Here is a 13,217-nt window from a genome sequence, read left to right as displayed (position 1 = left end):
GAATTGGCCGGCCCCCAGGGTCAGACGCCTACGCCATCAGCTTGACGATGGCCGGTACCGACAGCACGGCGGTGTAGTAGCCCATGAACTGCACGCCGGTGTTGAAGCCGAAGCGGCGGGACAGCAAGCCGCCGAACAGGCCCATCGTCAGGATCACCAGCAAGCCCAGGAATTGGCCTTCCCAGATGCTGATGACGATGATCAGGCCCACGAATGTGGCGATGATGGCTTCGTGGCTGACCTTGCGGGATACGAACAGCGCGGCGCGGCGCGCGAAGTTCATCGCGAAGGGGTAGGACACCAGCGCGGCCAGCAGCACCGCCAGCATGCCGTAGCCCAGGAACTCCCAGTGGTTCAGCAGGTTGTGCAGGTTGTGCGTCTGGCCCGTGGCGGCATCCACCGTGAAGCGCGGCGGCGCGTTGAACAGCGGCGCCGCGGGGCCGGCAGCCACCGGGCTCAGCGGCAGGCCGAACGCGATCAGCGGGATCAGCGCTTCAGCGATATAGGTCGCTTCGGTGACGCCGTTGCGCGCCGACAGCACCGTCGTCAGGCGATGGTAGGCGTGCTTGATGCGCGAACCGACCAGTTCGCCCAGCACCACGGTCATGGCGACGGGGCTGAACACGAAGGTCGCGCTGGAAATCGCCGCCGTGGCCAGTGTCCATCGCGTCTGCGTGCGGTCCATCACCTTCAGCGGGTTCGGAAAGTAGCCCGACCAGCTCTTGACGTCCGGCGCCAGCGAAAACGTGCGCACTTTGTCGCGCATCATCTGCGCGCGGCCCATGGGCGAGATGACCGTGAACAGATCCGCGATCAGCGGCCCGATGGCAATGCCCAGGAAATAACTGATGCTGAGCTTGACGCCGTACTTGGCCGTCAGGCTTTGCAACGCGATGATGACCACCACGAAAGGCACCAGCAGCGCCACGGCGGCCCAACGCCCGGCCGAGAAATAGGCGATCAGCACGGCCGCGGCCAAAAAGATCCACGGCGCGGATTTGGTGATGGCCGCGCCGAACGGCGCCAGCAACACGGCGAACAGCACCGCCAGCGGCACCGCGACGAAGGCGGCGACGATGGCGCCGGACACCATTTTGCGCAGTGCGATGTGCGGCACGCCCAGCTTGCGCAGCATGTTCGCGTCCTGCAGCAGTGGCGTGGCCAGCGTGTCGCCTGGTATGCCCAGCAATGCCGTGGGCACCGCATGCGTCATGTGCTTGGCCACCGCGCCGGCCAGGAAAAAGGTGAAGACGCCTGCGGGCGGCACGCCCAGCAGCACCACCAGCAGCGTCAGCGGGGCCAGCGTCGTGGTTTCATCCGTTCCCGACACCAGGCCGATCGCGGCGAACACCACCGCGCCCAGCAGCCCCATCGCGGCGGCCACCATGATTTGTTCAAGCAGGGCGGGATCGCTCATGCCAAGGCCTCCTTGGATGCGCCTTGGGGGCGGGGGGACGACGCCTGCGCCGCGGTGGACGCGGCGGCTGGCGGTTCGGTGAACAGGTCGTAAAGGTCCAGTTCCTTCAATTCACGCACGACCGCTTCGGGCAGGTCGGCCAACGTGCCCAGGCCGCCGGGCTGCTCGGCCAGTTCGGCCAGAACCTCTGCGCGCCAGGCGGGATCATGCGTGGAGCTGTGTTCAATGACTTCGCGTTTGGGCGGGAACAGGCGCGCGCAGATGACGCCCGCGATCACGCAGCCAGCCAACCCGGCCAGCATGGCGTAGGCGTGCGCCAGTTCCGGCGAGGCGACCATGCCGCGCAACCAGCGGCTGGCCGCATAGAAGCCGGCCACGCTGATCGTGATGCCGATGCCGATGGCCCACGCCAGTTGGCGCAGGTCGACCGTGTCGCTCCATACCTCGGCCAGGCGCCAGGACGGCGCAGGGGATTTTGCTTCCATGTCTCTCTCCGTTGTGTTTGGGCAGCGCCGGCGTTGCCGTGCGCCGCCTCTGTTCTTATATGGCCTGGGCCGGCCGGGCTTATCGCGACTGCCGCAGTTCCTCCAGCAAGGCCAGCGCGCGATCGGTGCGGACGTCTTGCTCCGCCGCCATGCGCTTGGCGATGGTATCGATTTCGGCGCCCGATGCGCCGGCCACCAGGGCGATGTTGCGGGCGTGCAGCGCCATGTGGCCGCGCTGGATGCCTTCGGTTGCCAGCGCGCGCAACGCGCCCAGATTTTGCGCCAGGCCCACGGCGACGGCGACTTCGCCCAGTTCCTGCGCCGAGCGCACGTCCATGATCTTCAGGGCCACGCGGGCAAGCGGATGCGTTTTGGTCGCGCCGCCCACCAAGCCCACGGGCATGGGCATTTCGATCGTGCCCACCAGCGCGCCCGACGTGTCTTTCTCCCATTGCGTCAGCGACGTGTAGCGGCCCGAACGGGCCGCATAGGCGTGCGCGCCGGCCTCGACCGCGCGCCAGTCGTTGCCGGTGGCCACGATCACGGGATCGATGCCGTTCATGATGCCCTTGTTGTGCGTGGCCGCGCGGTACGGGTCGACGGCGGCGAACGTGTAGGCGTCGAGCACGCCTTCGATGATGTCGGCGCCGCTGCGGTCCTTGGTGTCCAGCGCCTGCGGCGTCAGACGCACGCGGGCGCGCGACAAACGCAGGTCGGCCAGGTTGGACAGAATGCGCAGGCGCACCGAGCCGCCCGTGATGGTTTCGACCAGCGGCGCCACGGCCTCGGCCATGGTGTTGACGGTGTTGGCGCCCATCGCGTCGCGCACGTCCACGATCAGGTGCAGCACGATCATCGGGCCGCGCGGCGTGTCGGCGAAGACATGGACCTCAAGATCCTGGCAGCCGCCGCCCAGCCCGATCAGCACCTTGTCGCGGCTGTTGGCCAGCGTCACGATGCGCTCGCGTTCGCGTAGCAGCGCCAGCCGCGCGCCATGCGGGTCGGTCAGGCCCAGCACCTGTACCTGCGCGCGCATCAACGGGCGGCTGCTGGACGTTTCGAAACCGCCGCATTCGCGCGCGAGCTTGGCCATGTAAGAGGCCGCCGCGACGACGGAAGGCTCTTCCACGGCCATCGGCACCAGCACGTCGCGTCCATTGACCTGGAAGTTGCCGGCGACCCCCAGCGGCAGTTCGAAGGCGCCAATGACGTTTTCGATCATGCCGTCGGCACGGTCCAGGCCGAGCGCGCCGGGGCGGGCTAGCAACTGCTGTTCTTCGGGGGTCAGCGAGGCGGCGTCCGCGATGGCGGCCAGGCGTTGCGCGGGCGTCAGCGCGCGGAAATTGGGCAAGCGTGAATCGGCCACGATGGCAGTCTCCGTATAGGTATCGAGTGGCCTGATTCTAGGTAAACTGTACCGCTATTGAGAGGTACAGTTTTGGCAAACAGTACCATTGCACTGCACCAATTCTGGCCACGATTCACGCGGAAGACAACGCATGGAACACGCAATCAAACCGGGCAAGCGGCCGCGCGGGGCGCCTATCGCCGAAAGCCTGGCCAAGCTCATCGGCCAGCAGATCGCCGATGGCGTGTACCGCCCGGGCGACAAGCTACCGTCTCTGCGCGAGTTGTCGCAACTGCACCGGTACGCCAAGAACACCGTGGTCGTGGCGTTTGAAATGCTGGTGGCCCAGGGGCTGGTGGAACCGCGCCGGGGCGCCGGCTTCTACGTGCTGGACGGCGACTTCGCGCGCAAGGCCGCCGACGAAGAGGCGGGGCAACTGAGCCGGGCGATGGACATCGTCTGGTTGATGCGCGAACAGCTCAAGACGCAGCCTGACGCGGTGCAGGCCGGGGACGGCTTCCCGCCCGTGGAGTGGCTGGCCGACATGCGCATGGACCGCTATCACCAGAAAGTGGTGCGCACGGGGCTTGGGGCGTTGTTCCGCTATGGCAGCCGCTTTGGCTACGCGCCGCTGCGCGAAAGCCTGGTGCGGAAATTGGGCGATGTGGGCGTGAATGTGGCGCCGCCGCAATTGGTGCTGACGCATGGCGCCAACGAGGCCATGGATCTGGTGATCCGCTATTTCGTGCCGCCGGGCGCGACCGTGCTGGTGGACAACCCCGGGTACTACCCGTTGTTCGGCAAGCTGAAGCTGGCGGGCGTGCGCATGCTGGGCGTGCCGCGCCTGTCCGACGGGCCCGACGTGGTTGCGCTGGAGGCCTTGTTGCAACGCGAGAAGCCCCGGCTGTTCTTCACGCAGTCGCTGGCGCACAACCCCACCGGTTCGGATATCTCGCTGGCCAAGGCTTATAAGGTTCTGCAGCTGTCCGAGCGCTATAACCTGATGGTCGTCGAAAACGACTCGCTGGCCGACTTCAAGCCCACCTCCGCGGTCCGGCTGTCGGCGCTGGACCAGTTGGAACGCACCATCTACATCGGCAGTTTCTCGAAATCGTTTTCGGCTGCGCTCCGCGTGGGCTTCATCGCCTGCAATGCGGCGTTGGCGAGCGACCTGGCCGACCTGAAAGCCCTGGTGCATGTCAGCAGTTCGGAATATTGCGAGCGCATGGTGGACGTGATGCTGCGCGACGGGCATTACGAGCGGCACCTGGTGCGGCTGCGGCAGCGCCTGGAGGTTGCCACCGGCCACGCCCTGCAGGTGTTGGATTCACTGGGGGCAGAGGTGTTTGCGCGGCCCACGAGTTCGCTTTATCTATGGTCGTCGTTTCCTGGCGTGTCCGATTCGTTGAAGCTCGCCACGGACCTGATGCCAGAGAAAGTCATCATGGCCCCGGGGCGCGTATTCAGCGTGGACCCGACGGCCACATCACCGTGGTCGCGGTGCAACGTCGGGGCGATCGGGTCGCCGCGCTTTTACCCCACGCTGGCGGCGGCGCTGGCTCAGCGGTAGGCGAATTCCTCAAACCACTGCACCAGCATGGTTTGCGCCTGCGCACTTAACGCGCGCCCGGGGGGCGAGCCCGGCGAACTGCGGGCCCCTTGGACGGCGAAGCGCCGCACGCCGCGGCGGGCCAGCTCGCGGGCCAGGGTCAGTAGCCGCGTTTCGTCCAGCCAGTCGGGGTGCCAGGTGATGCGGCATTCGAAATCCGTGCCGGCCGATAGCAACTGCGTCAGGCAGGCCAACGCGGGGCGCTGGGAATCGCGGCGGCCGGTGATGTCGTCGTAGCCCTGCGCGTCGGCCTTGATGTCCAGCCCCACCCAGTCCAGATGGCGCAGCACGTCGGCCAACCGCAGGGGATAGATGCCTGCCGTGTGTAGCCCCACGCGGTATCCCATGCGCCGCACGTCGCGAATCAAGGACGGGAGCCGGGGTTCGCTCAGGGGTTCGCCGCCCGAGAACACCACGGCATCCAGCAGGCCGGTGCGGGTTGCCAGGAAGGCCCGCGTTTCACGCCAGTCGTACCGGGCGGCGCGGGTTTGCAGTTCGGTGTTGTGGCAATAGTGGCAGCGCCAGGGGCAGCCCGAGATGAAGACGACGGCCGCCAACTGGCCTGGCCAATCCACCGTTGAAAAGGGCACCAGCCCGCCAATCGCGGGCGAATGCCGCGGCAACGGTTGGGCGACGGGTTGGGGCGGCGCCGCGTAGGCCGGCCTTGCGGCCAGCCTGCGGGTACCGGTTTCAGCGTATTGAGGCGCGCCTTCAGGCGCGTTGCTCGACGAAGAAGCGGCGTTCATTGAATTCGCCTTGTTTGCCGGTGTTGAAGGAAGAGACGGGACGGTGGTAGCCCATGACTCGGGTCCAGACTTCGCAGCGCACGCGCTGGCTATCGTCCAGTTGCAGAACGGGCGCAGCGGCGGTGGCGGGGACGGTCAAGGTTTGCATGAAGGACTCCTTGGGGTGAATGCCGGCTTGGGGCCGGCGGGGTGTCGCGCGCTAGGCGGGTGCGCAGCACGCGGATTGCTTGGCCAGCAGTTCGGCGTCGCATTTCGGGCAGAACTCGTGATGCCCGGCCAAGTAGCCATGGTTGGGGCAGATCGAGAACGTGGGCGTGACCGTGATGTAGGGCAGCCGGAAATTCGACAGGGCGCGGCGCACCAACTGCTTGCATGCGTCGGCGGACGACACCGCTTCGTTCATGTACAGGTGCAGCACGGTGCCGCCGGTGTACTTGCCCTGCAGGGTTTCTTGAAGCTCCAGCGCATGGAAGGGGTCGTCGGTGTGGCCCACGGGCAACTGGCTGGAATTGGTGTAGTACGGCTGGGCATCCGTGCCCGCTTGCAGAATGCCGGGGTAGCGCTTCCTGTCTTCGCGGGCGAAGCGGTAGGTCGTGCCTTCGGCCGGCGTGGCCTCCAGGTTGTAGAGGTGGCCGGTCTGTTCCTGGAATTCCGTCATGCGGTCGCGCACACGGTCCAGCAGGCGCACGGCCAACGCGTGGCCCGCGGCCGTGGTGACATCGTCGGCGTCGTTCGAGAAGTTGCGGATCATCTCGTTGATGCCGTTCACGCCCAGCGTGCTGAAGTGGTTGCGCAGCGTGCCCAGGTAGCGCCGGGTATAGGGATAGAGGCCCTGGTCGATGTAGCGCTGCACCACCTTGCGCTTGGTTTCCAGCACGTCGCGCCCCAGGCCCAGCAGCGCGTCCAGCCGTGCCATCAACCGCGCTTCGTCGCCTTGGCAGGTGTAGCCCAGGCGTGCGCAGTTCACGGTCACCACGCCTACTGATCCCGTCTGTTCCGCCGATCCGAACAGACCGTTGCCGCGCTTGAGCAGTTCGCGCAAGTCCAGCTGCAGGCGGCAGCACATGGACCGCACCATGTGGGGTTCCAGGTCGGAATTCAAGAAGTTCTGGAAGTAGGGCAGCCCGTAGCGCGCCGTCATTTCGAACAGGCGGTCGGCGTTGGGGTGGTCCCAGTCGAAGTCGGGCGTGATGTTGTAGGTGGGAATGGGGAAGGTGAACACGCGCCCTTTGGCGTCGCCCGCCATCATCACTTCGATGTAGGCCCGGTTGATCATGTCCATTTCGGCTTGCAGGTCGCCGTAGTGGAACGGCATTTCCTGGCCACCCACGTAAGGCACCTGTTCCTTCAGGTCGGCCGGGCACGTCCAGTCGAACGTCAGATTGGTGAACGGCGTTTGCGTGCCCCAACGGCTGGGCACGTTCAGGTTGAAGATCAGTTCCTGCATCGACTGCTTCACCTCGGCGTACGTCATGGCGTCGCGGCGGATGAAGGGCGCCATGTAGGTGTCGAAGGAACTGAAGGCCTGCGCGCCTGCCCATTCGTTTTGAAGCGTGCCCAGGAAGTTGACGATCTGGCCGATGGCGGCAGACATGTGTTTGGGCGGCGTGGATTCCACCTTGCCCGGAATGCCGTTGAAGCCTTCGGTCAGCAATTGGCGCAGCGACCAGCCGGCGCAATAGCCGCTAAGCATGTCGAGGTCATGGATGTGGATGTCGCCGTCGCGGTGCGCCTGGCCCGCTTCGGGGGCGAAGACGTTGGACAGCCAGTAGTTGGCGGTGACTTTTCCGGCCACGTTCAGGATCAGGCCGCCCAGGCTGTAGCCCTGGTTGGCGTTGGCGTTGACGCGCCAGTCTCGCTGGTCCAGGTATTCCTCCATGGCGCTTTCCACGTCGACAATCGTGTGGCGCAGCGCGCGCAGCCGGGCATGTTGTTCGCGGTGCACGATGTAGGCGCGGGCGGTGCGCCAGTAGCCGGCCTGGACCAGGGCTTCCTCGACCCGGTTCTGGATGGTTTCGACGCCGGGGCAGGGTTGGTCCGCCAGTGCGCCGATGACGTTATCCGTAAGGATTTGCGCGCCCGCCAGGTCCAACTCCCCCGTGCTGGTTCCGGCCGCCGCCATGGCATGCGCGATTTTGTCGCGATCAAAGGCCGCGACGCGGCCGTCGCGCTTGAGGATGTGTTGGATAGGCATTGTTGACACCATATGTAGTGGGGTGTGAAAACTCTACCACCACATATGGTGCTGCCGGCACGCAAGATGCGCGCGATATCAGCCTGATTTGATACGGGTCAAACAGGGGGGAACGGCCCCTGAAATGCGCAATGCGCGGCGGGCGTCAGAAGCCGATGCCGATGCCGGCCAACGAAATGGCCACGGCAAGGGCGGCCGTGCTGGCGGCCGGACGCGGCGCCCAGGACAGCATGCCGACCCACAGCAGCGCGCCGGCGGAAAGCCAGCCCAGCCAGGCGACGACACCCACGGTATTGCCCCACAGCCCGACGCAGGGAAGCAGGGCCAGCGCCAGCAGCAGCACGCCGGCACCGCGCAGCACGCGCGTGTGGCCGGCCGACGGATCGCGGCCCCAGACCTGGTCGTAATGGCGCGGCATGGCCAGGCTCAGGCAGGCCATGCCGGAGTAGGTCAGCAGCAACGCCATCACAATGGCGAATACGTCGTTCATGTTCATGCCGCAATCTCTTGGTTCGCGCGGGGAGTGCGCTGGGCGGGCGCGGGCATTGGCTTTTTCCACAAGCGGATGGCCGCCCAGGCGGATAGTACGCCAAAGGCGAGCGCCGTCAGTTCCACGCCGGCGCTTTCCCAGTCCCCACGCCCGATCTGTGCGAAGACGTGATCGCCCAGCGTCATGAACGACATCAAGGGCAGCAGCAGGCAAAGCGCGGCCAGCAGGCCCAACTGCGTGATCCACGCCTGACGCGGGCGGCACAGCCAGGCCAGCGCCAGCATCAGCGCCCAGATACCGAAGAAGCCGCGCAGTTCCCAAAGCACCCGGTTTTCCAGCGCGACGGGCAGCAGCCGGTTGGCCCAGAAGTAGCCAACGCAGGCCACCGCCAGGCCGGCCAGCGCGGCCACGTTCAGCCCTTCGAACAGCCGGTACATGCGGGCGGTGGCCCCGCCGAATTCATTGCCCAGCTTGGCGCGCCGCTTCACCATGAACAGCACGGCGCCGGTGCCCATCATGGCGGCCCCGGCCAGGCCGCAGATGAAATACAGCCACTGGATGGCCAGGCCGCCGAAGCGCGCCATGTGCAGGTCGCTCATTACCTGGCGCGCAAGGGCCGGCGTGCCACCATTGACGCCGCCCGCAGGCCGGGTGCGCAGCAGCTCGCCCGTGGCGCCCGAGAACTCGGCCATGCCGGTCGTGGCGCTGATATTGTTGAACGTGTCGCGGTCTTCGTTCCAGCCGTAGACGGCGATCCGCATGGAACGGTCTTCCGGATTGTGGATGACGATGGCGCGCGCGGTTTGGCCGATCAGCGCTTCCGCCTGCGCCACGAGGGGTTCAAGCTTCGGCATCGCAAGCGGCGCGCCCGTGCGCAGCGGTTTGACTTCACCCTGCATCTCGGCCAGGTACAGGCGGATGCCCTCCATGCCGGCGCCGTAGTGGGCGGCGACGGGCGCCGGCATCAGGTCGGCGCTGGAAATCACGATGCCGGTGTAGGCGATCATGAACTGGAAGGGCAAGGTCAGCACCGCGACGGCGTTGTGCGCGTCGAGCCATGAACGCTGCCCCTTCTTCGCGCGGAACGTGAAGAAGTCCTTGAAGATGCGTTTGTGCGTCACCACGCCTGATATCAGCGCGACCAGCATCGCCATGGTGGCGAACGCCACGATCCATAGGCCGAAGCGGGTCTCGTGCAGGGTGTAGTGAAAGTTCACGAAATGGGTGCCGCCCATGGTGGCGCGGCCTTCGTTGTCGTGATGGTCGTCCATCTCGGCGCCGGTGGCCGGGTTCAGTTCGGCCTCGGCGTACTGCCCGTTCTGATCGAACCAGTAGACCGACAGGCTGTTCTCATGCATGCGGTTGACGGGCCAGATTTCCCACATTTCAGCGCCCGGGTGCTTTTGCTGCATGTAGTCGACCGCCAGATCAAAGCGGCGGGCGCGGTCCACGGGGGCGCTTTCCTGCTGCGCGGCCAGGGCTTCGGCCGCGTGGTGTTCGGGCGTCATCCAGTGGCTGATCGGCTCGGAAAATACGGCCAGCGACCCGGTCAGGAACACCGCGAACAGCAGCCAGGAAAACCACAGGCCGACCCAGGTGTGCAACCAGGCCATGGATAGGCGGAAACCGGATTTCAGATCGAGCCTCTTTTATCGTCGTTGCCGCCGCGAGCCCGGCGGATTTTTGTTTTATTGAGAATGGTTCCAATTCTATGCGAACTGGGGCCGGAGTTGCGATGCTAAGCATTCCGGGCGGGCCCGTTTCAGGGCAAGCGGGGGTAGTCGGGCATGGCGCTTGCTGAAGGGGCGCTTCATCCCGTCCGACCGTCCGCCCAGGCCGGAGGCGGTCGATGCCAATGAAAGAGGAGCCTGCGATGAAACGCAATGCCGGAAACACCAAACAGATCAACGAACTGCTGTATCAGGCGCTGGAGACGGAGATCGGCGGTCTGTCGGTGTACGAAACCGCCGTGTCCTGTGCCATCAACGAAGACTTGAAGAAAGAATGGAAGGAATACCTGGAGGAAACGCGCACTCACCAGCGTGTCCTTTTGACCGTGTTTGAACAACTGGGACTCGACCCCGAGACGCAATCGCCGGGCCGGGCCGTGGTTCGCCACCTGGGCGAGTCGCTGGTGAAGGCCATGAAAATGGCGATCAGCGAAGGGGATGCCGCTGCCGCGCAGCTGGTGGCGACCGAATGCGTGGTGCTGGCCGAAACCAAGGATCACGCGAATTGGTCATTGATCGGCCTGATCGCCGATCAGGACACCGGGCGTGAGGGCAAGATCCTGAAGCAGGCCTATGACGCCGTGGCGACCGACGAAGACCACCACCTGTATCACACGCAGGGCTGGTCGCGCGAACTGTGGGTGGAGTCCCTGGGTTTCCCTGCTGTGCTGCCGCCGCCCGAGGAGGTCAAGCAGGTGGAGTCCGCCATCGGCGCATCGCGGGCCGAGCAGGCGCGCGACAAGATGCTGAAACACTAGGAGACCGGCAATGGCAACAAGGAAATCCGCAGGCAAGATGCCAGCAGGATCGCCGCCGGCGCGCAAGAGCGCCGCGGGCAAGGGCGGCGCGCTGGATACCGCCTATATGAATACCGATAGCGGCCCGGCCGCCGGCCCTGCCGGCAAGCCCGGCCATCCCGCGCTGAAGCGGGCTGCCGCGGTGGGCGACACGGCGGCGGCCATGCCCCACAACGCCGGCAAGGCCGCCGAGTACGGCGCCGATGCGGCGCGTTGCCCCTTCACGGGCGCGCATGTTGCAGCGGCGGACCCATCGGTGGGCGCCAGCACCTTGTCCGAAAGCGAAGTCTCGGGCAAGACCGTGGACGCCGCCGCGGCGGGCGTCAACGCGGTGGGCGGCGAGTTGGCGCGCGTGCGCGCCGACGCCAGCGCTCAGATGTTGACGACGAATCAGGGCGTGCGCGTCGCCGACAACCAGCATTCGCTCAAAGCCGGATTGCGCGGCCCGGCCTTGCTGAAAGACTTCATCCTGCGCGAGAAGATCACGCATTTCGACCACGAGCGCATCCCCGAGCGTATCGTGCACGCGCGCGGTTCGGCTGCGCATGGCTACTTTGAATGCTACAAGCCGCTGACCGACCTGACGGCCGCCTCGTTGTTTGCCGAGCAAGGCAAGCGCACGCCGGTGTTCGTGCGGTTTTCGACCGTGGCGGGCGAACGCGGCTCCAAGGATACGGCGCGCGATGTGCGCGGCTTCGCGGTGAAGTTCTACACCGATGAAGGCAACTGGGACCTGGTGGGCAACAACATGCCGGTCTTCTTCATCCAGGACGCCATGAAATTCCCGGACCTGGTGCATGCGGTGAAGACCGAGCCGCACCATGGCATGCCGCAGGCCGCGTCCGCCCACGACACATTCTGGGACTTCGTGTCGTTGATGCCGGAATCCACGCACATGTTGATGTGGCTGATGTCTGACCGCGCCATTCCGCGCAGCTACCGCATGATGCAGGGCTTCGGCGTGCATACGTTCCGCTTCGTCAACGCCCAGGGCGAGTCCCGGCTGGTGAAGTTCCACTGGAGCCCGGTGCTGGGCACGCATTCCCAGGTGTGGGATGAAGCGGTCAAGGTATCGGGCGCCGACCCCGACTTCCATCGCCGCGATCTGTGGGAAGCCATCGACGCCGGCAACGGCCCCGAATGGGAACTGGGCGTGCAGATCTTCACGGAAGAAGAGGCAGAGCGCTTCAGCTTCGACGTCCTGGACCCCACCAAGATCGTGCCCGAAGAACTGGTGCCCATCACCCCCATCGGGCGGATGGTGCTGGACCGCAACCCGGACAACTTCTTCGCCGAGACCGAGCAAGTCGCCTTCTGCGCGGCGCACGTCGTGCCGGGGGTGGACTTCACCAATGATCCGTTGCTTGCCGGGCGCATCCACTCGTATGTGGATACGCAGATCTCGCGGCTGGGCGGCCCGAATTTCCACGAAATCCCCATCAATGCGCCGCTGGCGCCCGTGCACAACAATCAGCGCGACGGCATGCACCGTCAAACCATCCATCGGGGCCGCGTGTCGTATGAACCGAATTCGCTGGCGGGCGGTTGTCCGTTCCAGGCCGGCATGGATGGCTACGTGCCGTTTCCGGAACCGGTGGCGGGCGACGAATTGCGCGGCCATCCCGAGAAGTTCGCCGAACACTACAACCAGGCTGCGCTGTTTTTCAATAGCCAGACCGACTGGGAGCAGCGGCACATCATCAACGCTTTCGCCTTTGAACTCAGCAAGGTCACCGTGCCGGCGATCCGCCAACGCATGGTGGCGTCGCTGCGCAACGCGTCGGATGAACTGGCCCAAGGCGTGGCGGACCAGTTGGGCATGGTCTTGCCCGAACCCCTGCCGCGCGCGGCCGCCCAGCCGCCCGCGCCCGAGGTCGAGGTGTCGCCAGCCCTGTCGCTGACCGCCAGGCCAGGCGACGGCGGCGTCGCCACGCGCAAGGTCGCCATCCTGGCCGCGGAAGGCGTGGACGGCGGCGCGGTTGCGGCCGTGGCGGATATGCTGACCCGGGCGGGCGTCGTGGTGCGGCTGGTGGGGCAGCGTATTGGCCCATTGCAAGCCGAGGACGGCAGCACATGGGATGCGGATGCGTCGCTGGACAACCATCCTTCCGGACTGTTCGACGGCGCTGTCGTCCCGGGCGGCGTGGATGCCGTGGGGCGCTTGCAGGCGGACGGGCGAGCGCTGGAGTTCCTGCGCGACGCGTTTCGCCACGGCAAGACGCTGATGGCGCTGGGGGCGGGCGCGACGTTGTTCGAGGCGGCGGGCATTACGCCAGACGCATCGGACGGCGGGCTGTTGACGGGCAGCGGGACGCCCGAGAACAGCGCGGTCGAATTCATTCAGGCGCTGGCCAAGCACCGGCATCCCGAGCGGGAGACCACGCCGCCCGTGGTGTAGGGC

General features: G+C 66.0%; 11 protein-coding genes. 3 read left to right on the top strand and 8 right to left on the bottom strand.

The features are described 5' to 3' along the window. Positions 1–28 precede the first annotated feature (28 nt). From ACE039_RS02205 to ACE039_RS02195, 3 genes are all read right to left on the bottom strand, one after another. A complete protein-coding gene (locus ACE039_RS02205; RefSeq protein WP_310027813.1) occupies positions 29–1,417 on the bottom strand; it encodes a tripartite tricarboxylate transporter permease in 1,389 nt (462 codons plus the stop codon). Further along, on the bottom strand, positions 1,414–1,902 hold the full coding sequence (locus ACE039_RS02200) for a hypothetical protein (protein ID WP_313463945.1): 489 nt from the start codon (positions 1,900–1,902) through the stop codon (positions 1,414–1,416). Before ACE039_RS02200 ends, ACE039_RS02205 begins: the two co-directional genes overlap by 4 nt. A gap of 79 nt (positions 1,903–1,981) precedes the next feature. Beyond that, positions 1,982–3,271, bottom strand: coding sequence for a hydroxymethylglutaryl-CoA reductase, degradative (locus ACE039_RS02195; RefSeq protein WP_448708343.1), 1,290 nt, complete (start codon positions 3,269–3,271; stop codon positions 1,982–1,984). Positions 3,272–3,401: 130 nt separating this feature from the next. Between ACE039_RS02195 and ACE039_RS02190 the strand changes: the two genes are divergently transcribed. Beyond that, the gene (locus ACE039_RS02190) at positions 3,402–4,820 is read left to right on the top strand and encodes an aminotransferase-like domain-containing protein (RefSeq protein WP_448708327.1); all 1,419 of its coding nucleotides are present in this window, start codon (positions 3,402–3,404) and stop codon (positions 4,818–4,820) included. Here ACE039_RS02190 and ACE039_RS02185 read toward each other — a convergent pair. The 5 genes from ACE039_RS02185 to ACE039_RS02165 all read right to left on the bottom strand — a co-directional run bounded on the left by ACE039_RS02185 (position 4,811) and on the right by ACE039_RS02165 (position 9,902). Further along, positions 4,811–5,605: an anaerobic ribonucleoside-triphosphate reductase activating protein gene (locus ACE039_RS02185; protein ID WP_485821568.1), complete on the bottom strand. Its 795-nt coding sequence runs from the start codon at positions 5,603–5,605 to the stop codon at positions 4,811–4,813. The genes ACE039_RS02190 and ACE039_RS02185 overlap by 10 nt on opposite strands. Continuing rightward, positions 5,571–5,753 carry an anaerobic ribonucleoside-triphosphate reductase gene (nrdD, locus tag ACE039_RS02180; RefSeq protein ID WP_105557192.1) on the bottom strand — a complete coding sequence of 61 codons (183 nt, stop codon included), beginning with the start codon at positions 5,751–5,753 and terminating at the stop codon, positions 5,571–5,573. The genes ACE039_RS02185 and nrdD overlap by 35 nt, the downstream gene beginning before the upstream one ends. Before the next feature lie 51 nt (positions 5,754–5,804). Further along, positions 5,805–7,799 carry a ribonucleoside triphosphate reductase gene (locus ACE039_RS02175; protein ID WP_485821567.1) on the bottom strand — a complete coding sequence of 665 codons (1,995 nt, stop codon included), beginning with the start codon at positions 7,797–7,799 and terminating at the stop codon, positions 5,805–5,807. Between the two features lie 145 nt (positions 7,800–7,944). Further along, complete coding sequence (locus ACE039_RS02170; RefSeq protein WP_006223268.1) at positions 7,945–8,295, bottom strand: DUF3325 domain-containing protein; 351 nt, start codon at positions 8,293–8,295, stop codon at positions 7,945–7,947. Next, complete coding sequence (locus ACE039_RS02165) at positions 8,292–9,902, bottom strand: PepSY-associated TM helix domain-containing protein (protein ID WP_485821566.1); 1,611 nt, start codon at positions 9,900–9,902, stop codon at positions 8,292–8,294. The genes ACE039_RS02170 and ACE039_RS02165 overlap by 4 nt, the downstream gene beginning before the upstream one ends. A gap of 260 nt (positions 9,903–10,162) precedes the next feature. Here ACE039_RS02165 and ACE039_RS02160 point away from each other — a divergent pair, with 260 nt between their 5' ends. Together ACE039_RS02160 and ACE039_RS02155 are read left to right on the top strand one after the other, a co-directional pair. Continuing rightward, a complete protein-coding gene (locus tag ACE039_RS02160) occupies positions 10,163–10,777 on the top strand; it encodes a hypothetical protein (RefSeq protein ID WP_105557195.1) in 615 nt (204 codons plus the stop codon). A gap of 37 nt (positions 10,778–10,814) precedes the next feature. Further along, on the top strand, positions 10,815–13,214 hold the full coding sequence (locus ACE039_RS02155) for a catalase (protein WP_485821648.1): 2,400 nt from the start codon (positions 10,815–10,817) through the stop codon (positions 13,212–13,214). Positions 13,215–13,217 lie beyond the last annotated feature (3 nt).

The organism is Achromobacter maghribensis (assembly GCF_057334215.1).
This window is presented reverse-complemented; position numbering and strand designations above follow the sequence as displayed.